The organism is Alteromonas profundi (assembly GCF_010500865.1).
In the GTDB taxonomy this organism is placed as follows: domain Bacteria; phylum Pseudomonadota; class Gammaproteobacteria; order Enterobacterales; family Alteromonadaceae; genus Alteromonas; species Alteromonas profundi.
In genome coordinates this window covers 1-22,908 of sequence record NZ_JAAAWN010000010.1, presented here as the reverse complement: position 1 = coordinate 22,908, position 22,908 = coordinate 1, and the positions used below count along the sequence as shown (strand labels likewise).

Sequence of the window (22,908 nt, the reverse complement as noted above, 5' to 3'; positions counted from 1 at the left end):
TTAATCTGTTGGCATCACATAAACTTCTCGAATACAGGCCGTTTTACTGCTCGACAAAGCAAACAACACGCTCTCAGCAATGTCTTTTGGAGACAGCTTATCCTCTTTAGGTTCGTCGAAAAATGGTGTGTTAACCATACCTGGGCAGATCGTTGTACACTTTCCCCCCCACTCGCGCATTTCTTCCGCAAGGTTTAAACCAAAGCCATAAGCAAACCATTTACTCGCACCGTAAACGGAGCCCTTAATCGTCTTTCGACCTGCCGCCGAGCTGGTAAGAAGAAAGTGGCCTTTACCCGCTTTAAGAAACGGTAACGCCACTTTCGCGGTGTAAAGCAAGCCGTTTATATTGGCGCCCAACATGGTAGACCATTCGTCTACATCACCGTTTTCAATACCGGCTGCGCTCGCACCTGTGCCCGCATTTGCGAATACGGCGTCAATAACCTCATAATGCCGATGAATGCTTTCAAATGCCTGATTTAACGCATCAAAGTTACTAACATCAGCGGTTACCGCAAACGCGTTATCTTCTCCGAGCTCATCTACAAGCGCGGTTAGTTTGTCATCACTTCGGGCAATAAGCGCTACTTTATCGCCATTATTCACCAGGGCTTTAGCAGTAGCTTCGCCTATTCCGCTAGAAGCGCCGGTTATTACTACTACTTTACCCTCTGCCGATTGCTGTGAGGTCATAAAAACTCCTTCGTTATCCCTAATGCTAGGCAACTAGCTCACTAATTTTTTCAACGAATGCTGGGATATCGTCGGGATTTCGGCTTGTTACAAGCTTACCGTCTTGCACCACTTCTGCATCTTTCCATGTAGCGCCAGCATTCTTTAAATCAGTTTTAATGCTAGGGAAAGAAGTAAGTGTATTATTTTCTGCTAACCCCGATTCCACTAATAGCCAAGGGCCATGACAAATAGCGCCTATTACCTTTATTCTATCTTCTGCGTGGGCATTACTGATGAATTCAACTGCCTGCTTATTAGTACGTAAAATATCTGGGTTTATTTGGCCACCCGGCAGTACTAAGGCGTCATAATCACTTGGATTAGCTTGTGAAACTTGGGTGTCTACCTTTACTTTTTCTCCCCAATTATCTTCATCCCAGCCTGTAATCTCACTTTGATCATCTACGGAAATCACATCTACAATAGCGCCTTGTGCAATGAGCATTTCTTTAGGTTTCAATAATTCAATTTGCTCAAACCCATTGGTTGCTAACATAGCCACTGTTTTACCTTGTAAGTTTTGCGAATTGTTCATCACTTCTAATCTCCTCTTTTCACTACAGATTTCGACAACGACATGGCCAGGTACGCAACAAAGTAAGCATTTCACCTCAGGCTAGAGAACAGTGAAGCAAGTGTTTTCTAAATACACGCTACATGGCTTCGCTATCTAGTCGCCCTTTATTGGCGTGTTCGCTGTTGCAAGTTGTGCACATTCAATGGTTTGCGTACCCTTCGTATAGTGAATAGCTGCAATAACTAAACCATCGAAAAAAAAGCTTTAACCATATGATAAATAGTAAGAAAAGAGTGACACGCCAGAATTAGCAGCACGAAGGGTAAGCCAATTTTTTCAGTTAACCTGAAGGTTTTACACATCTCCCGATCTTTATTCTGTCTTTACATTCGCAGCCTAGATACTCCCGTTGTATTTATCTACTATTTGCCAAAAGTAATTTCTTCTCAACGTTACGGGCTTTTAAGGATACTAAAATGTGGAACCTGCGGTGTATATGCTTCGTTGCAGCGCTACTTCTATCGTGGACCGCTAATGCGCATCATGGTAGCAGTGGCCAATTCGACACGCGCGCTAGCGTGGAGTTGAGCGGAAAAATTACCCGAGTTCGCCTGGTAAATCCTCATGCTTATGTTTATTTTGACAGCACGAATGAACGCGGGGATGTGGTTAATATGCGCTGCGAGTTGCAATCAGGCTCGCTTCTTAAACGTCGCGGTTGGACCAAAGAACTTTTTGAAACCGGAAGCCATATTGTCATCAAAGGATCGCCGGATCGCACCGACCCTACCACCTGTTATATGCAAGAAATCACCTTTGAGAATGGGGTTTCCGCCCATCGAGATAGCGAGTTTGATGAAAATGGCACTCTCATTCATTCTCACCAACACGATGAAGATATAAAAAAGGAACGCGCAGAACGCGCGGTAATTCGTGAAGACGGCGCGCCAAATCTTGCGGGTAACTGGGTAATGATACGTAAAAAGGGGCAACGGCCCGGCGGTGGTGGCGGCAGAGCCTTGCTTACCGAAGCAGGTAAGTTAGCCGTAAAAGACGCAACGGCGGCGCAAAACCCTCGCTACCAGTGTAAGCCCACCAATATCATTATGGATTGGTGGTTCGATTTAATGGTAAATAAAATCGAGCAAACAGATACAAAAATTACCCTAACGTATGGCTTTATGAGTCTAAAGCGGACAATTTACCTTGATGGCACCCCCATGCCCACCGACTACCAGCCTAATAGAGCTGGCTTCTCAACGGGCGAATGGCAGGGCAACACCTTGGTAGTTACAACAACAGGCTTCGATGAAGGCTGGATAATGGCCCCAATAGACGGAAATCCCGGCGGCATGCCACAGCGCGGGAAAGATAACAACGATAACCGGCCTCCGCCTCCATCTGACCTACCCCCATCCGACCTGTCCGAACGGACGGCACCGCCAAAAAATGGGAGACCAGGGCCTCCCTCTCCAGCAAAAAATAGCTCGCAGTTAACTATAGTTGAACGCTTTACCTTAAGTGATGACGGTACTGTATTAACACGGGAGTATACAATACGCGACCCCTTATACCTTGAAGCGCCGATGACAGGGAGCGATCAGGTTACACTTACACAAGCAGGTTACCAGCCCTACGAATGCGAAGATTTAACCGCTGAAAGAGGCTCGGATAGCTTAGGTGGTTTAGGTGTAACGAAACAATCAACTGCTTCCCCTCGAGCTTCATCGTCTACTCTGCTTATTACGCTAGAAGATTCGTGGCTCGGCACTATGGTTGCTAGCACGCAGTGGGGTTACCCTATCGTGCTTTCACTACACGCTATCGGTATGGCGACCATGGTAGGTATTGCACTGATGATATGCATTCGCGTAGTGGGGTTCGCACCTAGCATACCGCTCAATGCTATGACCCCCTACTGGCACGTGGCGCTCATCGGCTTTGTTATTAACTTGTTTTCCGGTACCGCACTATTTTTAGGCAACGCCGTGGAATTATACTATAACTGGGCGTTTCGCATTAAGTTGCTCTTGGTAGTGATAGGCTTAATTATTACCTGGCAACTGGTTCGCTCATGCACAAAGCAAACAAACGATAACGGCGATGGCCTACGACCATTAGCGCTTTTAGCATTATTGAGCTGGATAGGCGCTATTGTAGCGGGCCGACTTATTGGCTATATGGGGTGAGGAGTATAAGCCTATGAATTCACTGCTTTGTTGGGCAATAGATACGCTTTCTACTAGCGCCATGAACCACGTAGTTATGGATAACGCGGTGGTATTCCCCGCCCTTGAAATGGCCCACTTTGTGGGGCTTAGCGTACTGTTTGGCTCACTAATGGTGGTTGATCTGCGTATTATTGGATTTGCCAAGCACCTCCCCCTAGATAAGGTCTCATTTTTTTTGCGCTTTGCGGTTATTGGTTTTGTTATAAATTTTATCTCAGGGGCGCTGTTTGTTATTGGCGATCCTGGACGCTATCTTGTCAACATCGCGTTTTGGTTGAAGATGTTTACCATTGGACTGGCAGGCCTTAACACCGTGTTTTTTATACTCCACGTAAAACCTAAACTTTACCGCTCTTTTGCCGGCCAACAGTTAACGAACCGTGCGCGTTTAGTGGCGTGGCTCTCGCTGATACTGTGGCTGATAGTTATTGTTTTAGGGCGCTTTATTCCATATTTAGAAACACCTTAACTGGTTTAAACAATGCGTTGAAATAACACCGGATGAGGGCCTTTCGCTCTCACTTAGTTTTGCTTCATAAGTAAACCGACTTTGCCACTGCACAGTACCAACCGTATCGGGCAACAAAGATTGACGTATATACATGAGTACACAGCACGTAAATAAAGCAAAGTCGGTTCTTGAGCTACCCACTAAAAGTTGGTGGCCTATTGCTAAACGCATAGTCTCAAATATGCAAAGTCATAATGTACCGCTTATCGCTGCGGGGGTCGCCTTTTACTGCTTGTTAGCAATATTTCCCTTACTCGGTGCTACAATTTCTTTATACGGTTTATTGGTATCGCCAGAAGAGCTACAAAACCATATGGCGTTATTGGTCAATGTTGTTCCAAGTGATAGCAGCTATATCATAGAAGAACAATTGAAGAACCTAACTGAGAAGTCGAGTTCAACCTTGGGCTGGGGATTTCTTCTTACCTTGGTGCTATCGTTATGGAGTAGTAGCAAAGGCGCCAATGCGTTAATAACTGCCTGCAATATTACCTACTGTGAATTCGAGGGACGAAGCTTCTTTGCCGGCATTCTTGCGCGAATTGTTTGTACAATTAGTATGATAGCGACGGTTATTGTGGCGCTATCATGTATTACCTTTTTTCCCAAAATAATAAGCTGGTTGGCCGGGGACTTACTCACTAGCAAGCAAGCGGCGTGGATAACGTGGCCTGTTATGTTGCTACTGTTTAATTTTAGTCTATCTGCGCTTTATCGGTACGCGCCTCATCGTCGCTCTGCGCAGTGGCGCTGGGTAACCCCAGGTTCAATCTTTGCTACCTTAATGTGGGTAGCTGCCTCATACGCTTTTTCTATTTACCTAAGTGAATTCGCCACTTATAACAAAACCTATGGCTCGGTAGGTGGCATCATTATTTTGCTTATGTGGTTATACCTAAGCGCCTATATCATCCTCATTGGCGCTGAGGTAAACTCGGCTGTAGAGCTTCAAACCACCGCCGACAGTACGGTAGGTGACGACAAACCCATGGGGCAACGCGACGCTGTGGTAGCTGACAATACCCCAGAAGATCTGCAGCATAAGTAACCCTGCATTAAACCGAAAGCGGGCATGCCCCATTGCGCTTAGCCCGCGCTAAACGCGGTAGAAACACTACTTTGCCTTTACGCGCGGTAGAAATGGCGAAAAAAGCATTACTATCGTTTCGTAACAATAGTATCGAAAGTGCTGTAACGCGCCTTATAAAAACCTTCCCCCATCAGTAACTTTTATAAATGCCCGCGGCTTATCGTGCTAGAATTTTTATATCTCAGCTTACTTTACGTTTTGTTTTATAAGGGAATACCATTGGCTGCTTTTTTCTCTCATGTGTTGCGCTCGCCAGTCATGCTTATGTGTGTGTCGATTATTTTATGGATGCTCTACCCGCCGCTCGTTAACTATTTAATCGATCGCTCCAGTACGCTATTTGTCGCGGGGATTTCACACACGCTTGCCGCAGTAGCCACCCTGGTTGTGGTAGTGGCGGTATTTTACCGAAACACACACATAAGGCTCCCCCAGCTGTTAGCGCAATATAAAGCACCCGCATTATATTGGCCCACGCTCGCATCAGGGGTGCTTATTTGTACCAATCATTTGCTCCTTTATGCAGCACTGCAGTCTTCACAAGAGTTTGATGTAATAGCCATTCTCATATTTGAAGCTTGGCCTATTTTATTTTTCTACATTGATAGCACATTAAGAAAGTCCCAGCGCACTACTTCAGCAACAGACTATATCTTTTCAGGGGCCGCGTTTGCCGGATTTGTGGTTTTAATGGCACCAAATATCAGTCTTGCAGACTGGCTACTCTTAGAAAGTCCTATGTTAAATACCATCATGCTTGCAGCACTAGGTGGGCTGGCCATGGCAATAAATTGTTATATGCGGATGAAGTGTATGGACGCATGGAGCAACCTATGTGTGCAGCAAAACCTATCACTTACCCCACTGCGCCGAGCAATTTTAACTGAGACCGGTGTACGGTGCGTGGCGGCTCCGCTGATATTAGGAACGCTCTTCTTTTTTGGCCAATTGGACAATCAGTTTACCAACCTTGATTACGTTATTATTGCCTTTGTGGGCGTGGCTATCTTAGCGCTAGGAAGCTTACTGTACGACTTATCAGTGTACTCAGCCGATAATGCATCGATTAGTGTTTTTTGGTACTTTATGCCTGTGGGTGCGGTAATTATTTTAGCCACCATGCAGGGACGGATCTTAAATCAGTACGAAGCGGTGGCTTCTGTATTGATTGTTTCGGCCAACATATTTTTGGGCTTGAAGTTTCCGCTGCGCTCCTCACTTTTGGTGCTTTTTACCTCTGTATGTTTAATTGGTATTTGGCTTATCTTTGCACCTACCTACCCCATAGACTCCTATTACGATTTACTGGCTGTTTCTACGGTTTTCTTTGTTTTGTTAGCCACCTTTGCGTTAGAACGCACCACCTCGCTTAACCGCGAAAGAGAACGCCTGTTAGGTGAATTTAACGAATCAGTGATGCGTTTACCGAAAGCGTTTTCAAATTCAGCGCTTCCTTTACAAACCTATCAGCAACTTATTCACGGTTATATCACTAAACATCTATTTACATTTTTACGGGCATTTCAATCGATAGAAGAAATGCGCCGTGTACAAAATGAAATTCAAACCATAAAGCACACCTTATTAACGCACGTAGAGGGCGATGCCTCAGTAAGAGAGCGGCTACTGAGCACCTTTAATGTAGGTGAAAAGATAATGACAATGGAGAGCGATAGAATTCCACCAGAGGAATTTGTTATTTTAATATTATTGGGAGCGACGAATGTATTTTTCTCCCTTATATTTCGCCCCGATAGCTTCTCAGCAGCGTTGTTCTCTCTTATCGTGGCAACCTCGGTTATTTTCCTTATTCTTCTTATCAATGAACGGGACAAATACACCCAAGTGAGACACGATCACGGTTTGGTGTGCCGCGATATGCTAATTTATGCGAATGCATTTAATAGCGAGCAAACTGCAGCGAGCAATAGTCACACCGTGGACGCTGTCGAGCATACATTATCGTCTAAATCTTCAGGCCCAGACTCCGTTGTGAAAAGCTATTGGGTTTTTGGTGTATTTACCTTTTTATTCTTTGGTTTCGGGTATGCGCTTCTTTATGAAACGATAAACGATGTTAGGGCCGATGAATCCTCTCCCATAGTTTCAAACCGCAACATGAATAACGCCCATGTAAATATTGCTCTACTTGACTGGCCGGCCGCGCAAATTAAGGCGCATATATTGAGCGATATTATAAATACACATACAGAAACCCAAGCCCATCTGATAGCAATACCACATAAACAAGCTTTTGAAGAAATAGGCAAAAGTAACGGCGGTATCGACGTACACCCGGATATATGGGTTGCCAACAATGCACCTCTAATTAGAAAGTTTGTTCGTGCTTACAAAACCATGGCGTTAAGCCAAACATCAACCTACGGGCAACAAGGGCTGTGTTATACAAATTATCAAGCGGACGGTAAGGTTGCTATGGCCGACTTAGCATCAGCGAAAACGGCCGCAAACTTTGACTTATCAAATAATAACAGAGGCGATATATGGGTGGGGTCGAAAGGCTGGACAGCCTTGGACATCGAAAAACGGCGCCTAAATGCATACGGTTTATCAAAATACTACGACTATCATGTCTTTGATCAGGATCTACTACACAAACTGATTAACCAAAACCATAGAAATCAGCAAGCAAGTTTGTTCTTTTGTTATTACCCCGATGCCTTGTTTAGTAATGACCATGTGAAGTTTATTAGTGAGCCAACCCATGACGAATCACAATGGCAAGCCATTATGCGTGGGCGCAATAGTAGCGACGAACTAGAGGGAACATCGTGGCCGAGAACAGAAATTAAAGTAGGCTATCGCGCCTCGTTGGCATCTTCCCTGCCTACCATCGCGAAGTTGCTTGATCATTATTTTATAGATAATAAAGACTTAGTAAGTATGCTTCAAGAAATTGAAAATGGTGCCAGCGTTGAAGCGGTGTCAGAAACCTGGGTAAATGCCCACAACGATAGGATTATTCAATGGCTTACTGGGTTTGCCCTTTATCAGGATAAAACGGCAAACGACCAATAAGGTGTAGGCTAAAAAGGTCAGTGTCGCATAAGCATAAACGACACTGACCTGCCTACTGTGTTCACATTATGCGTCTTGAAGGTTTACCACATACCTGCCCACTACCTTGCCGTCAAAGAATCTATCAAGATAATCTGGTGTCTCATTCAAGGTAATTTCTTGCCCGTATTGCGCTAGGTTCGGTAGCTTCATATCGGTAGCTACGCGGTGCCAAATATGCTTTTTATCGTCAAGGGGTATATACACAGAATCTACCCCTAACAATGAAATTCCACGGGTGATAAACGGGATAACACTCATTGAAATTTCTGGCGAAGCAGCAAGGCCTACATTAGCCACGGCGCCCCCTGGTTTAAGATGCTTTAATAGCCCTGTTAAATAGTCGCCACCTAGCGTATCAATAGCGTGCGCCCATTTGGGCTTGGCGGCAAGCGCGTCTTTAACCTCAAGCAATGAATCTCTATGTAAAATCTCTGTAGCACCTAATGATTTAAGCTTATCAGACTGTTCGGGCTTACCTGAAAAAGCAATGATTTCATAACCCAGATGTTTAAGCAGCGCTATACTAATACTACCCACACCGCCTGTTGCCCCAGTAACAGCAACCGGACCATCACTCGGTTTTGCTCCCATAGTTTCGAGCTTTTGAATACAAAGTGCTGCGGTAAGGCCGCCAGTGCCATAAGTCATAGCTTCTTTAAGTGTTAAGGTATCTGGACACGCCACCGCCCACTTGGCGGGAATTGAAATGATCTGACCTAAACCCCCGGGGGTGTTCATTCCTAAATCATAACCAAAGACCAGCACTTCATCGCCTGTAGAAAACGTATTCGACTTATCGCTTATTACTACGCCAGCCGCATCAATACCTGGCGTATGGGGGAAATTTTGGCTAATACGTTTATTACCGCTTGCTGACATTGCATCTTTATAATTAAGCGATGAATAATGCACTTCTATTAACAGTTCATTATCCGGTAAATCATCGACACTGCGCGTAACCACGGTTTTGCTAAATGTGTTATCGCTATTCTCTTCTACAAGTAGAGCGTTGAATGTACGGTTGTTACTCATGGCGAACTCCTATCTAGGTATTGATAACCACAGGCGTACGAGCATACAAAAGTGCTCGTAAGATAATTGGACAATAACCACTAATGTTGGGGGTTACTACGCCGTTTCAAGAGAAATAGCACAACCTTTTGCTCCCCCCTTTCATCCCTGCACCTTATCCCACCTCAGTAAAGAGCGTGATACAGGCAATAAAACATCATTGAACATTATTAGCCCTTTGCTTCGTATCAAGGCCAGTTACGTCCGTTTTTTAATATTTCACACAGGTATTCTATATTGAGCCAGTAAGGATATAAGCGTGTTAAACTTAGCAAGGAGTCATAGCCGTGAGCCAGTTAAATCTTGCCTTAGCCACTATTGGAGCCATTGTTCTAACGCTAGGCATGCTAACCCGATACATAGACCGCTCCTACCTATCGATGCCACTTCTCGCCTTTATTTCCGGTATAGTTCTAGGCCCACTTGGCGCAGGTTTTCTAATGCCAGATTTATGGGGAGATAGCCACAAGTTGTTCGAAGAGTGCGCCCGTGTAACGATTGGCATAAGTTTAATGGCCATCGCCTTGCGTATTCCCAGAAACTATCTTTTTAAACATCGCCGATCATTTGTACTGCTGCTTGCTATAGGCATGCCTGCAATGTTTTTGATAAGCAGTTTTTTGGCGCACTGGATACTCGGTGTTCCCCTACTAGTGGCGCTACTCGTTGGCGCTGCAATTTGCCCAACCGACCCTGTTGTAGCGAGCTCTATTGTAACCGGGGGGCTAGCGCGTAAACACTTACCTGAGCGCTTTCGATACGGGCTATCTAGTGAATCGGCTATTAATGATGGTCTCGCCTATCCGTTGGTGCTGTTGCCGGTACTATTGTTGTCTCCCAACGAAAGTAGCCCGTGGGTAACATGGGGAAGCAAGGTTATCGTTTGGGAAATTGGTGGCGCCCTTGCTATAGGGGCGGCGTTGGGCTGGGTTGTAGGCAAAGGGTTACTACTCGCCGAGCGAAAAAACACCCTCGATCATTCCGCCTTTCTCGCCACCACCTTAGCGTTAACGTTACTCACGTTAGGCGTGGCTAAGCTTATTGCTACCGATAGTGTTTTAGCTGTGTTTGCAGCAGGCGTGGTTTTTAGCCAATTAGTCGGCGGCAGTGATCGCGCAAGAGAAGATAAAGTGCAAGAAACAGTAAATTTATTCTTCACTCTTCCTGTATTTATATTCTTAGGTTTAATGCTGCCTGTGGAGCGCTGGTTAGATCTGGGCTGGGGCGGGATAGGCTTCACTCTCGCAGTACTGGCGCTTAGACGTATACCGGTTATTCTGTCCCTCTCTCCTTTTCTCCCGCTGTGGAGCAATTGGAAGTTGGCACTACTGGCTGGCCATTTTGGCCCGATAGGCATCTCGGCCTTGTTCTACGGTATGGTGATAATGGACAAAAGTGGATATGACATTGCGTGGACTGCCGGAAGTATGGTGATTACTGCTTCGCTTATTATTCATGGAACAACAGCCGCGCCCCTAGCTAGGCTTTGGGCGAGGGCTGAAAATCAGTAAAAGACAGCCTGTGTAGAAACTACACTTTGTACGTAAAAATTATATCCCCAAAGGGGATTTCTCATCGGTTGTGAAAACGTATGAGCGACCAAGTGTAATTAGCTCCTGCCACTTACTGGTAGGGCTTATTGAAACGTTTTATTTTCTTACTCGCTTTTTAAAGCCGAACTGACCAATGCCTTGGCATAAATATCGCACACCCTTATTGTCTTTTTCGTTAGGCGTTACTGCTTGATGCCAAAACCTTTTTTCCAACTGGTTTTTTTCTGTTTTTTGGGGAATTTTTGTATCAGGAGTAATGCTACGTAAATTCAACGTATACGGAGGAAAATATGTCTCATGAAAACTACCGTGCCTGCATCGATGCATGTAATCGATGTGCCGATGCCTGCGACCACTGCTCTACAGCATGTTTGCAAGAAGACGATATTGCAAAAATGGCGAAGTGTATAGAGCTAGATATGGACTGCGCAGCCATGTGCCGACTTGCCGCTTCGGCCATGGCAAGGGGCAGCGAATTCGCCCCAAAATTATGTCAGTTGTGCGCAGAGATTTGCCAAGCCTGTGCTAGCGAGTGCCAACAGCACGAGGCTGATCATTGTCAAATTTGCGCAAAAGCCTGTAGCGATTGCGCAGAATTGTGTCGCTCAATGGCCGCGTAACCAATGCTAGGTTGAGTGCGACATGCTGCGGTAACCGCACTCAACTATCGCTTACTGCCATACTATAACCATATGTAAATTAAAAGGAATTTTAAAATGCATTCCTCGTCGAAAGAAACCACGGCCAGTTGGCCGCTACGCATTTATTCAGTCGTAAGCTTGTTGATTGGCGTGTATTTAGCAATAGGAGGAGTGTGGTTAATTGTAGAGGGCGGTTCGCTTTACTACGCCATTGCAGGTGCTAGCTTAATTATCTCAAGTCTCTTTTTATACTTTAAAAAGCGGCTTGGCGTATGGGTTTTCGCCGTTTTATTTTTAGCTACCTTAGGGTGGACTATTTGGGAGTCTGGGCTAGATTATTGGCGGTGGGTACCCCGCATGGGCGTTCCGGTGCTACTTGCTTTTGTACTTGCGCTACTACTGCCAGGTTTTAATTTTTCAAAACGTACTAGCTTCTCATTTGCAGGGGCATTTTTAGTTATCTTTCTCGGCGCCTTTGCTATGGCGTTTGTTCCTTCCAATTGGATCTATAACGCCCCGGCGCCCGCAGTGGGTAGCAGTGAAATACAGCTAGGCGCTAGCAATGGAATTAACAATATCAACCCGAATGACTGGCCAGTCTATGGACGGGACAATAATGCTAGCCGCTTCTCACCAATAACGGATATTACGCCCGAAAACGTTTCTTCGCTAAAACGGGCTTGGGTATATAGGACCAAAGACATCCCCCCTAAACGGTATGGCGCCGAAACTACGCCGATTAAAATTGATGACACCCTGTATTTATGCACAGCTAGAAATCAGTTAGTTGCTTTAAAGGCACACAACGGGGAAGAAATATGGCGCTACGATCCTAAGGTAGCCGATGAAGACATTCCGTATACGGCGGCGTGCCGTGGCGTGGCCTATTATAAAACCCCTGCAAATAGCGATATTAAGCCTCAATCAAGCCCTAGCGACGCCATAACCGCGAGAGCGTGCAATGAACGAATTATTAGTGGCACACTAGATGGGAGAATTATCGCGGTTGATGCCCAGACAGGCAAACCCTGCAACGATTTTGGCAATCAAGGTGAAGTCGATATTAAAAAGAATATGGGAAAAACGCCGAGTGGTTTTGTGGCCATTACCGGTGTTCCCGTAATCGTTCAAGGGGTTATTATTACCGGCCATCAGGTACTCGACGGCCAAAGACGCTACGCTCCTTCTGGGGTAATTAAAGGGTTTGATGCGCAAACTGGCGAACTTTTGTGGGCTTGGGACATGGTAAAACCCTACATTGATAAATTACCCCCAGAGGGCGAAACCTATACCCGAGGCACACCCAATATGTGGACCACTGCCACTGGAGACAATGACCTAGGCCTTGCCTATTTGCCCATGGGAAATTCGTCGGCAGACTATTGGAGTAGCTCGCGAACAGCTGCTGAATTTAAATACGCCACATCGCTGGTTGCCATGGATGTAAATACGGGCAAGCCAGCTTGGTCATTCCAAACGGTGCATAAAGATGTATGGGACTACGATTTAGGCTCGCAAGTCAGTCTTATCGACTACCCCACTGATGCAGGCACAGTACCAGCGCTAGTATTGCCCAGCAAACAAGGTGATATTTACATTTTAAACCGAGAAACCGGCGAACCGTTGACGGGTGTGGAAGAACGTACCGTGCCAGTAGGAGGCGTGGGGCCAGAAAAACGTGCTAATACACAGCCATTCTCAACCTTTCACACGCTACGTAAACCCGATTTAACAGCAAAAGACATGTGGGGCGTAACTCTGTTCGATCAGCTCGCGTGCCGTATTCAGTTCCAAAGTGCCAGTTACGACGGTATATATACGCCACCCACTACTGATCAACATTGGATCCAATACCCAGGATACAATGGTGGGTCCGATTGGGGAAGCGTTGCTATCGACCCTTCACGAGGCGTTATTATTGCTAATTACAACGATATGCCAAACTACAATAGACTTGTTAGCCGTGAAGAAGCAAATGAACGAGGTTGGAAACCACGTGATGAAATAGCGCACGATGAGGGCGGGCCTGAAGGCGCGGGCGATCCACAGCAAGGTACGCCCTACGCGGTAAATGTTAATGCTGGCTGGCGATTAGGATTTACCGGCTTGTTGTGTAAACAGCCCCCTTATGGTGGCATACGTGCTATTAATTTAGCTGACGGTAGTACGCTATGGGACCGCCCCTTGGGCACGGCCCGTAACAATGGCCCTTTTGGTATAGCTTCTGGCCTGCCACTCACCATAGGCACCCCTAACAATGGAGGTAGCGTGGTAACACAAAGCGGCTTAATTTTTATTGCAGCGGCAACCGATAACCTTATTCGCGCTATCAATATCAATACGGGCGAAACCGTTTGGCAAGACGTATTACCCGCTGGCGGGCAAGCCAATCCAATGATGTATCGCGAAAACGGCAAAAGCTACTTAGTCATCGTTGCCGCAGGCCACCACTTTATGGAAACCGAACCCGGTGATTATGTGATTGCCTACGCCTTAGATGACTAGAAATAGCAAACAATAGGGTCAGAGTACTTTTACTTGCACTACCAAGTTAGAGTGCAATAAAGGTAAATAAGCTCTGCCCATTGTTTCAATACAAACTAAAACACCTATATTCACACCAAGACGCGAGAATCACCATTACTTCTGCTGATGAATAGGGAGTACCATTTCAACAAGGAGTCCTCCGTCGGTAGGACTATGCATACGCAATGTTCCCCCATGCTTTTCGATTGCTTTTTTCGCGATACTTAAGCCTAAGCCAAAACCCGATGTGTGCATTTGGTTACCAGCCCGGTAGAACGGTTGTAGCAGTTTTTCCATTTCATCTTCTTTAACCCCAGGGCCATGATCGCGTACCGAAATAATAACAGTGTTACCCTGTTTTTGCGTAGATAACTCAACAGGTTCACCGCGAGGTGAATATTTACAAGCGTTACCAATAATATTCTCCAGCGCTTGATGCAGCGCTTCTGGATAACCGGAAATTTCTGCATTCGGATAGCCATTAAATTCTATGGGTATACTCGGGTAATGCACCGCCATATCATCTGCTACACGTTCGCATAACCTATTTACGTTGCACATTTCGACAACGGGGTTAACTTTTTCCAGTTTCGAATAATTTAAAATTTGTTGAATAAGCGCACTCATACGCTCGCAATCGCTATGAATTTGCTTAACATGCCGACTTTCAGGGTTATGCTGCTCAATGATTGCGGCCGATGCTTGCAACCGCGCTAATGGCGCACGAAGTTCATGGGAGACATCATGAAGCAACTGTTGCTGGTTACTGGCTGCTTGATGAGTCTTGTTGATCATAAAACTAATATCTGCAGCCAAGTCCCCAAGTTCATCGCCTCGAGCAAGCATAGCTTTTGGTGGCGCAGCGACTTGCTGTTGGTTGGCATAGCGACGACTAAACGCACCAAGATAATTTATAGGCCTTACTATTCCCCAGCTTAACAACGCACTTACTAAGGCCGAAGCGATAAAAATAAACACAAATTGCAACGACTGGAAACGGTACAATACCTGTTTGAAGATACGCGGAGCCTCTGGCAGCCGAATTTCAACCCTATAGGGCAGCGCAGACAACCCATAGACCAACCTTTCGGTTCGATCTCGCGGCTTTACTTTGTTCATTCGAAAGTGGTAGATCGTCCTGCCGGTATTGTCCACTATCTGCATAGGAATCAGGTCGCTTCGCTTTTTCACATTCCTGCCTATCCACTCTTTTATCTTCCCTTTTGGTACGTTACCGTTGGATAAGTCTTGTTCATAACGCCATACAATACGCTCGGCTTGGCTTAAAACGTCATTGAAATAGCGCTGGTTGTACTCATCAGACGAATATTTACTGACCAACACATATCCAGTGGCAGCCATAACCAATAAACTTGCCAACCAGAAAGTAAGGAATATTCGCCAAAACAGGCGCTTGAACCCGAAGGTATGCTTGAGTGTTTGCCAAAGCTCTGAGCGCTTCACGAAATTTGCCTTATCGAGGCGACGGGGTAAGCATTTGATAGCCCACACCGCGCACCGATTTGATAACGTCGTTAATACCTGCCGCCGCCAACTTTTGACGTATTCGGCTTACATGCACATCCATCGCTCTATCGTATGCTTCAAGAGGCCTATTAAGAACTTCTTCGGTCATTTCTTGCTTGCTAATAGTTTGGCCTACCCGCGCCATCAATAAGCTTAATGCGTTAAATTCCGCACCGGTTAGCGGCAGTGTGGTATTGTTGACTAACGCACTTCTCGAACCACTATCTAGCACAATACCGTGAAGTTCAGCATGAACCATAGCCTGCGTGGGCGCATTCGCGTTTTGTGTTCGACGAATAATAGCCCGAATACGGGCGGCGAGTTCGCGAGGATTACACGGTTTAGCAAGATAATCATCGGCGCCCATTTCCAAACCTAAAATCCTGTCTATGTCGTCGCCACGCCCAGTGAGCATAAGAATAGGTGTTTGCTTTTTAGCACGAACATTACGCAGTACATCTAAGCCCGACATGCCAGGCATCATAATATCTAACACCACTGTATCAAACTCATCACTTTCCAATAAGCGGGATACAGCGGCATCGCCACTGCTTAACGTTTCTACTACAAAACCGTCTGTCTGAAGAAACTCACTTAGTAGCGCACAGAGTTCTTCATCATCATCGACCAGTAATATTTTGTATTTTTCATTTTCCATATAAGAGAGCTTAACTTTTTTATGTTAGGGGGCTTTTCAACTTTACCGAACTTTACACTAGCTTAACCCTACTTATCGAATGGTTTGTGCATACTTAGCTTCGTTGATTGAACAAACCCTTTTTACCCACGTCATGCAGTATCATGGCAAAAACAAGTAGGAATATTAAGATGAAAAAATTAATTACCGGTGTTTTATTGAGTGCATGTATCGCCACCACAGCTTACGCTGGTGGTAAACATTCAGACGATCACAAGGGTCAAGGTTTCTTCCCAATTCATAAAATGGTGAGAGTTCTAGACTTGACCGAAGAGCAACAAGAAGCATTGAAAGCACTGAAAGTTGAACTTAAAGCCGAGCGTAGAGCGGATCGTTCAGCAAAAGAGGGGCACACCTCAATTAGAGCGCAATTTGAAGCGCTTGACCCAACCGATGCTAATTACCAGCAAGACGTTAATGAACTTGCCGAACTACAAGCTGAAAAAGCAAAAGCCCGCTTTCTGAGAATGGCTGATGTACGTGTTAAAATTAGTGAAATACTTACCGACGAACAATTAGACAAGTTCGAATCTATGAAAGAAAAACGCAGCAAACGTGGTGAGCGTAGACATCATGGCGATAAAGCTGAACGAAACAGCTAAGCGTTACTTAGCTACCTTTTAGCCGAAAAAGCCCAGTATCATTCATACTGGGCTTTTTAATATCGACGCATCCGCCCCATTAAAAAATAGGGCCCCAAAAGGGGTCAGAGTACTTTTACCAGTTACTACTCTCGTTTCGCTCTTTCGCAGCGCAGCTATTGCAACTTTTTGCTCGCAGGCTTAGTTAATCAGCCTATTTAGCAACACCCCCCCTCCCCTTATCGCACGCAAATACGCGTATTGTGCAAAAGTTATCCCAAAGGTAAAAACGTTGAATGTAAATTATGTGCAGGAGTGAAGATATCTAGTTGACTTTATCAACTCACGCCACTAAGGTTGACAGTATCAACCATATTAATAAACCGTCTTCCATGCAGCATATTAAAAAATTCATTGTACTCTTGCCGGTAGCTATACTGGCGATTGGACTATTTACCGCAGTAATGACATCGGTCACTATCTTACCTGATCAGGCATTTATGCCTATGTGGTTGCGGGCACTTACCTTTGCTATATTGCTCATGCTTCCACTAGGCGGCGTTATTTTCTATTTAGTTAATAAAGTCGTACAGCGCCTATTCGGCTCATTTTCGGTGATACAGCGTAATTTAATTCATGGCCTGTGTATGGCGTTTATCATGGAGACAATATTGGCATTGGTCACCACATTCAATAATCTAGGTTGGCCTTCTTTTGACGTTTTTGTAAAAGAAGCTTCGTTAAGTTTAGTTACAGCGTTGCCGATAGGCATTGCAATGGCATGTTTAATGAGTTTAGTGGTTAAGCCTAGGCTAGAAGCGCACTTTTCCTCAAACGTTCCCGGGAGCACGGCATGAGTAGTAATGCTAAAATAACAAATAACACTTGGAAAGATAATCTTCAGAAAACCCGTTTTGTAATGGACACTGTGTTACTTGTGTCATTTTTGATTGTTCTTGCGCCGCAATCCACCGGAATAATGCTGCATGAATGGCTAAGCGTAGTCTTCCTTATCCCATTTGTTATTCATATACTCCTGCATTGGCAATGGTTTATTGGCAGTTTCAAGCAACTTAAGCGGGCTAAAACAATACGGGAGCGGTACAACTTCATTCTTAATTACTCCTTGTATCTGCTGATGATATTTGTCTTAGTTAGCGGATTTCTGGTTTCCGTTTCGTTATTCCCTACATTAGGTATTCCATTAGAAATACAGGACTTTTGGTCCAAAATGCATCACGACTCAGCTACCCTTATCATGCCTGTTTTGGGGTTACATTTAGCGTTGCATTTTCGGTGGATTAAATTGCTAATTACCCAAATGTCGAAAAAGGCGGTGTCATGAAGTTTCTCAAAAAAGACTGGAAATCTCGTTCCACTATTATCGTTGCCATTTCCCTACTCGTAGGTGTGTTAATGATCACTGTTGATCAAACCCAATTTGCTAGCGAAATTAATGCTATGGGCTATCATCATGGCGGTGAAGGCAAACCCGATATTCCAGCCGTCGTTCTGTTTATACTGCCCTTTATAAAAGCCTTGGTGTTGATAGGTGTGCCGCTAATACTGGCTCGGCTTATTGCAAGTATTCTTAGACGTTTTTCCCCCAAGCGATAACGGAAACTTAGTGGATATTAGCAAGCTCGATCTAAACCTGCTTATTGTGCTTAAAACTCTCATTAGGGAAAGGCATATTAGCAATACAGCCCTTACGCTAAATATGAGCCAATCTTCAGTTAGCCGAGCGCTAGGAAAATTAAGAGAATTGTTCAACGACCCTCTGTTAGTTAGAGTATCGGGGCAATACGAACTGACAGAAAAAGCGGCGTCTTTAGAAAGCGAACTCACCGACCTTTTGGCAATGATAGAAGGGATGGTGAATAAGCAAACCTTTTCACCTTCACGCAGTACAGCCACGCTCAAGTTATTTGGTTTGCCCCCTCAAATGAGTGTATTTATTAACCCCCTGATAGGTGAAATAAGACGTCGAGCGCCTGGTTTAACCCTAGATATAGACTCTACCCCAAAGCCCCAATTTAGGGGGTTAATAAACGGTGACGTTCACTTTGTAGTAAGTGGTCATTCTCCCGACAATGCTGAAGATAGAATTCATAGGCTACCTCTTTTTCAACGAGACTTTGCGCTGGTTATGGCACAATCTCATCCGCTGGCAAATGAAGAAATCACTGTTGGAAAGCTGAAAAATTGCCATTTTGGGCAAATTTCAACCCAGGGTGAAAGCGTACTCCCCATAGCCGGTCACTTGGAAAATTTAGGCATCACCACTATTTCCACCCCCATTAAGTTAAAACACTTTTATAATATTGGCGGATTAATCGAAAACGCCGACATTATTTTCCATTTACCCCTCCACTTCGCAGAAGATATTGCCAAAACACACGATGTGGCGATACGCAAAGTTCCTGCGCCGTTAAATATCGACTACTCACAGGTTTATTTATATTGGCATCAACGTTTTCATGAAGACCCGCTATGCCAGTGGTTCAGAAAACTGGTTAAAAGTCACTTTCAATTTTGACATAGCTACTATCCGGCAAACGCATAAACTATAGGTTGCTCAACCTGCCACAAAAATATTTAATGCAAACCATTCTCAATAGCATTTAGATTGTTTTTTTACAGGGGAAGTGCATTGCCGCGTTTTAATGTTAGTAAGCTCAGTTTCATTGTTAGCTCAATTTTAATGGGAATGTCCGCGAATGCGATGGCTGACGACAATGGGTCGTCATCAGTAAACGACAAAGAAGAAACCGAAGTTATTGAAGTGTGGAGTACCAATATTATTAATTCTGCACTAATAGAAGATGATATTGAAAAGAAACAAGCGGCACACTTAAGTGACCTATTACGAGACCAAGCCGGTATTGACATTGGCGGCTCTCATTCTATCGTGCAGGGCATTAACATTCGAGGCGTAGACGATTTAGACCTCAATATCACTATCGATGGTATTTCGCAGAACAACAACATGTTTCACCATGCCGGCAACCTGCTGGTTAATGCCGATATTCTAAAAGCCGTAGATATTAACGTTGGCACCAACTCAGTATTAACAGGCGGACTATCCGGCGGCGTAGCATTTGAAACGAAAGATGCTAAAGATCTGCTGTTGCCTGGTCAACAATTCGGTGCACGGCTTCACACCGATATCGCTTCAAATGATTATTGGGGCGGCTCTGCTACTGTCTACACACGCGTTGCTGATAATGTAGATGCCATGGTGTACTACACCTATACCGATAAAGATAATTTCGAATCCGGCACGGGAAGAGAAGTTACCGGTAACGAAGGGCACAATTATAATGGAGTGGTGAAGCTAGGTTGGGACGTTAACGACCACAACCGCGTTGTTTTTTCTTACGATAAATATAACGACCGCGGCGACTATTATGTAAAAACAAACTTCGGCGCTGGTTTTGCCGAAGACACCGACGCTGAAACCCAAGATATTGATTACACCCGCACCAGTATGTCAATCGCCCATGAGCTAGATTATGGCGATGCGATTACCATGAGAAGTACGCTTTATAAAAATGAGTTAAGTTATGTGACCATGGGTGTAGAAGGTAATTCAGAACATACTGGCTACAATGTGCTAGCTACCTCAACGTATACGTTTGGCGATACCTTGCACACGCTACGATACGGTGGCGAAGGCTATGAACAAGTATCTACTCGCATTGATAGCAACGTACAAACAAACGAAGATACCGCTGATTCTCACGCTTTTTATTTGGAAGATGAAATTCAGTTCACCCAAAGGTTCTCTTTTACCCCTGGCGTTCGCTACAACTATTATTCAACTGAAATGGAATCGGAAGGGGCAAACGACTCACTCGATAAAAGCTGGACAGAATTTACGTTTGGCCTTGCAGGAAAATACCGCCTTACTGACGCGTGGACGTTAAGCGCCAGTGCAACAGAGCTTTTCCAAGGGCCCGGCTTGCGAGAGAGCTACGTAGACTACACCACACAGTTTGATCAAGCCCTTAAAGCCGAAACAGGGATCAACAAAACCCTAGGCGTTGCTTATCTAGAAAACGACGTCATGGGGCTAGATAGACTGGCTTTCACCTTTAACCTTTTTGAGACACGCATAGAAGACTACATAGACAATTGGGCTATCGGTAAGGGGAATCCAGTAGGTTTTTACGAAAATTCAGGCGATTATGATATTGATGGATTTGAGTCGTCGCTATCGCTTCGAAAAGCCCAGTTTAATGCCCGTTTAAGTTACTCAAAATCAGACTCTGAGCACGTGGAAACGGGTGAGCAATTGCGCTACGAAGTAGGTGACAGTATTGCGCTAAACCTCGGCTACGACATCCCAGAATATGATGTGAATGTTAACTGGACAACACTTGTCACCCGTACTGACGATTCGGTATTTGCTGGCGCAAATATCCATAAAGCGGGTTATCAAATTCATAATTTCACCATGCAATGGTTACCCAGAGACGTAAGTGCACTTACGGTTACCTTTGGAGTACAAAACTTGTTTGATAAGGCGTATTACTCTCATGCCTCTTATAGCAGCGATACCGTGCAAGATTATGAGCCAGGCAGAAATGTGAAGCTATCGGCGTCTTATGTGTTTTAAGTAAATTTGTTTTAAATAAAACTGGGGTAACGCAGCCCCGACCAGGCAGATTAAAGATAGCGCTAACGTTAATAGCGCTATCTTAGACTTAGCCCTATCTTCCCAGCCCCACACTTAGTTTCTTACGCTGTAAAATAGCATGCCCCCGCTACGCCAAGTTCGGGCGTGGCCCCAAACACCATAGCGCCTCTCATTCTTGCTTTTATAGTCTTTGCATCCATTCGTACATACCTACAAGGTCTCGCCTATTATAAATATCGCAGAAATGGTTAACGATAAAACGTAACGGTGACAAAAATGATTTTCATCCGCTTTGAATTGATGATCTATACAAACAAGTGAGTAAACGTAGGCCTATTAATAGACGGGTTTTAATTGACACGGACTTGCCCACCTCGTATTCACTAAACGTGGCAATACGTATGTATTAGCGTTGCAATATTAGGGGCGAAAGGCTTTATTAGCTGATAAACTAGCCCGCAAAAAAGCAACCGAGAAGACCATGGCGCTTAAAGCAACTATTTTCAAAGCCGACATATCGATAACCGATATGGATCGCAATTACTATAACGATCACAACCTGACTATTGCTCGCCATCCGTCTGAAAACGATGAGCGCATGATGCTTCGTATCATTGCCTATATCGTTAACGCCCACGAGCACCTTCAGTTCACCAAAGGTTTGTCTGATGACGATGTACCAGATCTCTGGCAAAAGAACTTTAGTGACGAAATAGAATTATGGATAGAACTAGGTCAGCCTTCAGAACAACGTATTAAAAAAGGCTGCAATCAAAGCCAACATATGATGATTTACGCCTACGCCGATAATAGTTTTGATGCATGGTGGAAAAAAGAGCATAACAAATTACAAACAAGAAAAAACTTATCTGTTTTTACCTTGCCTGAATCATTAGCTGGCACACTCGCTAGCGCAGTTCAGCGCTCTATGCAAATTCAAGTTACCATTCAAGATGGGCAGATATGGCTGACTATAGAAGGTGGAGAAGTGACTGAAAGCGTTGAAGTCGCTATAGAGAAGCACATGTAATGAAAAAGCTCTCAGCAGTTCAACGTAAACAACAAACACTGGTGTTGGACATTGCTAACAGGTTAGAAGAACAAGCACGAGAAGAAATTCCAGGCATGGTTCAATGTTGGTTCAACGTACAATATCACCAGTTTCCAGGCTCTTTACTATTACGTTTTCAGTTTGAAAGTGAAGACGCCGTGCGTTCAGCAGAACCTGAATTAAGAATGTGGCAAAAACGCCTAAGTGCCGCACTGCTTAAAAAAGGCGTGGTGCTAAAGGACATGCGCAGGCATTTAGTCTTTACCACTGAAGAGCCGTAATAAAGGGGTCAGAGTACTTTTTGTCATAAAATGTACTCTGACCCTGAGGGATCCCCACGAATTTAATTTCATGCACATCCGGCCCAGGCCCCGTCTACTATAGAGCTGTACCATTTGAGTGCAGCTTTCCACTGTCGCATAGTGAATCGTATTCGGCAAGCGACAGCCCT

20 protein-coding genes are annotated in these 22,908 nt (G+C 44.8%); 15 read left to right on the top strand and 5 right to left on the bottom strand.

The genetic code is table 11. The features are described from left to right. A complete protein-coding gene (locus GTH32_RS09095; protein ID WP_163084948.1) occupies positions 1 to 696 on the bottom strand; it encodes an SDR family oxidoreductase in 696 nt (231 codons plus the stop codon). A 25-nt stretch (positions 697 to 721) separates the two neighbouring features. Beyond that, entirely contained in the window at positions 722 to 1,273 is a 552-nt protein-coding gene (locus tag GTH32_RS09090; protein ID WP_163085143.1) for a type 1 glutamine amidotransferase domain-containing protein, read from the bottom strand. A 458-nt stretch (positions 1,274 to 1,731) separates the two neighbouring features. On the opposite strand from GTH32_RS09090, the gene GTH32_RS09085 reads away from it, so the two are divergent. The 4 genes from GTH32_RS09085 (at position 1,732) to GTH32_RS09070 (ending at position 8,126) form a co-directional block, all read left to right on the top strand. Next, positions 1,732 to 3,444 (top strand): DUF6152 family protein, encoded by a 1,713-nt coding sequence (locus GTH32_RS09085; RefSeq protein ID WP_163084946.1) that lies wholly within the window; start codon positions 1,732 to 1,734, stop codon positions 3,442 to 3,444. 13 nt (positions 3,445 to 3,457) lie between these two features. After that, positions 3,458 to 3,955, top strand: a complete 498-nt coding sequence (locus GTH32_RS09080; RefSeq protein WP_163084944.1) for a DUF6644 family protein — start codon at positions 3,458 to 3,460, stop codon at positions 3,953 to 3,955. A 133-nt stretch (positions 3,956 to 4,088) separates the two neighbouring features. After that, on the top strand, positions 4,089 to 5,045 hold the full coding sequence (locus GTH32_RS09075; protein WP_163084942.1) for a YihY/virulence factor BrkB family protein: 957 nt from the start codon (positions 4,089 to 4,091) through the stop codon (positions 5,043 to 5,045). Between the two features lie 261 nt (positions 5,046 to 5,306). Further along, positions 5,307 to 8,126, top strand: a complete 2,820-nt coding sequence (locus GTH32_RS09070) for a glycine betaine ABC transporter substrate-binding protein (RefSeq protein ID WP_163084939.1) — start codon at positions 5,307 to 5,309, stop codon at positions 8,124 to 8,126. A 66-nt stretch (positions 8,127 to 8,192) separates the two neighbouring features. Here the strand turns inward: GTH32_RS09070 and GTH32_RS09065 are convergent, their stop codons facing one another. Continuing rightward, entirely contained in the window at positions 8,193 to 9,200 is a 1,008-nt protein-coding gene (locus GTH32_RS09065) for a YhdH/YhfP family quinone oxidoreductase (protein WP_163084937.1), read from the bottom strand. A gap of 326 nt (positions 9,201 to 9,526) precedes the next feature. On the opposite strand from GTH32_RS09065, the gene GTH32_RS09060 reads away from it, so the two are divergent. From GTH32_RS09060 to GTH32_RS09050, 3 genes are all read left to right on the top strand, one after another. Further along, a complete protein-coding gene (locus GTH32_RS09060) occupies positions 9,527 to 10,750 on the top strand; it encodes a cation:proton antiporter domain-containing protein (protein WP_163084935.1) in 1,224 nt (407 codons plus the stop codon). Between the two features lie 332 nt (positions 10,751 to 11,082). Further along, the gene (locus GTH32_RS09055; RefSeq protein WP_163084934.1) at positions 11,083 to 11,412 is read left to right on the top strand and encodes a four-helix bundle copper-binding protein; all 330 of its coding nucleotides are present in this window, start codon (positions 11,083 to 11,085) and stop codon (positions 11,410 to 11,412) included. 96 nt (positions 11,413 to 11,508) lie between these two features. Then, positions 11,509 to 13,938, top strand: coding sequence for a membrane-bound PQQ-dependent dehydrogenase, glucose/quinate/shikimate family (locus GTH32_RS09050; protein WP_203565432.1), 2,430 nt, complete (start codon positions 11,509 to 11,511; stop codon positions 13,936 to 13,938). A 135-nt stretch (positions 13,939 to 14,073) separates the two neighbouring features. Here the strand turns inward: GTH32_RS09050 and GTH32_RS09045 are convergent, their stop codons facing one another. Then, positions 14,074 to 15,423 (bottom strand): sensor histidine kinase, encoded by a 1,350-nt coding sequence (locus tag GTH32_RS09045; RefSeq protein ID WP_343033418.1) that lies wholly within the window; start codon positions 15,421 to 15,423, stop codon positions 14,074 to 14,076. 10 nt (positions 15,424 to 15,433) lie between these two features. Further along, complete coding sequence (locus GTH32_RS09040; protein WP_163084933.1) at positions 15,434 to 16,144, bottom strand: response regulator transcription factor; 711 nt, start codon at positions 16,142 to 16,144, stop codon at positions 15,434 to 15,436. 170 nt (positions 16,145 to 16,314) lie between these two features. Here GTH32_RS09040 and GTH32_RS09035 point away from each other — a divergent pair, with 170 nt between their 5' ends. The 8 genes from GTH32_RS09035 to GTH32_RS09000 all read left to right on the top strand — a co-directional run bounded on the left by GTH32_RS09035 (position 16,315) and on the right by GTH32_RS09000 (position 22,738). Beyond that, positions 16,315 to 16,785, top strand: coding sequence for a Spy/CpxP family protein refolding chaperone (locus GTH32_RS09035; RefSeq protein WP_163084932.1), 471 nt, complete (start codon positions 16,315 to 16,317; stop codon positions 16,783 to 16,785). A 308-nt stretch (positions 16,786 to 17,093) separates the two neighbouring features. After that, entirely contained in the window at positions 17,094 to 17,621 is a 528-nt protein-coding gene (locus GTH32_RS09030; RefSeq protein WP_163084931.1) for a DUF2798 domain-containing protein, read from the top strand. Next, positions 17,618 to 18,109 carry a cytochrome b/b6 domain-containing protein gene (locus GTH32_RS09025; protein WP_163084930.1) on the top strand — a complete coding sequence of 164 codons (492 nt, stop codon included), beginning with the start codon at positions 17,618 to 17,620 and terminating at the stop codon, positions 18,107 to 18,109. The genes GTH32_RS09030 and GTH32_RS09025 overlap by 4 nt, the downstream gene beginning before the upstream one ends. Beyond that, on the top strand, positions 18,106 to 18,381 hold the full coding sequence (locus GTH32_RS09020; RefSeq protein WP_163084929.1) for a hypothetical protein: 276 nt from the start codon (positions 18,106 to 18,108) through the stop codon (positions 18,379 to 18,381). Before GTH32_RS09025 ends, GTH32_RS09020 begins: the two co-directional genes overlap by 4 nt. Positions 18,382 to 18,391: 10 nt before the next feature. Further along, a complete protein-coding gene (locus GTH32_RS09015) occupies positions 18,392 to 19,303 on the top strand; it encodes a LysR substrate-binding domain-containing protein (RefSeq protein ID WP_163084928.1) in 912 nt (303 codons plus the stop codon). Positions 19,304 to 19,417: 114 nt separating this feature from the next. Then, positions 19,418 to 21,385 carry a TonB-dependent receptor domain-containing protein gene (locus GTH32_RS09010; protein WP_163084926.1) on the top strand — a complete coding sequence of 656 codons (1,968 nt, stop codon included), beginning with the start codon at positions 19,418 to 19,420 and terminating at the stop codon, positions 21,383 to 21,385. A 502-nt stretch (positions 21,386 to 21,887) separates the two neighbouring features. After that, positions 21,888 to 22,436: a YaeQ family protein gene (locus tag GTH32_RS09005; RefSeq protein ID WP_163084924.1), complete on the top strand. Its 549-nt coding sequence runs from the start codon at positions 21,888 to 21,890 to the stop codon at positions 22,434 to 22,436. Continuing rightward, a complete protein-coding gene (locus GTH32_RS09000) occupies positions 22,436 to 22,738 on the top strand; it encodes a hypothetical protein (protein WP_163084922.1) in 303 nt (100 codons plus the stop codon). Before GTH32_RS09005 ends, GTH32_RS09000 begins: the two co-directional genes overlap by 1 nt. The last annotated feature ends 170 nt before the right edge of the window (positions 22,739 to 22,908 follow it).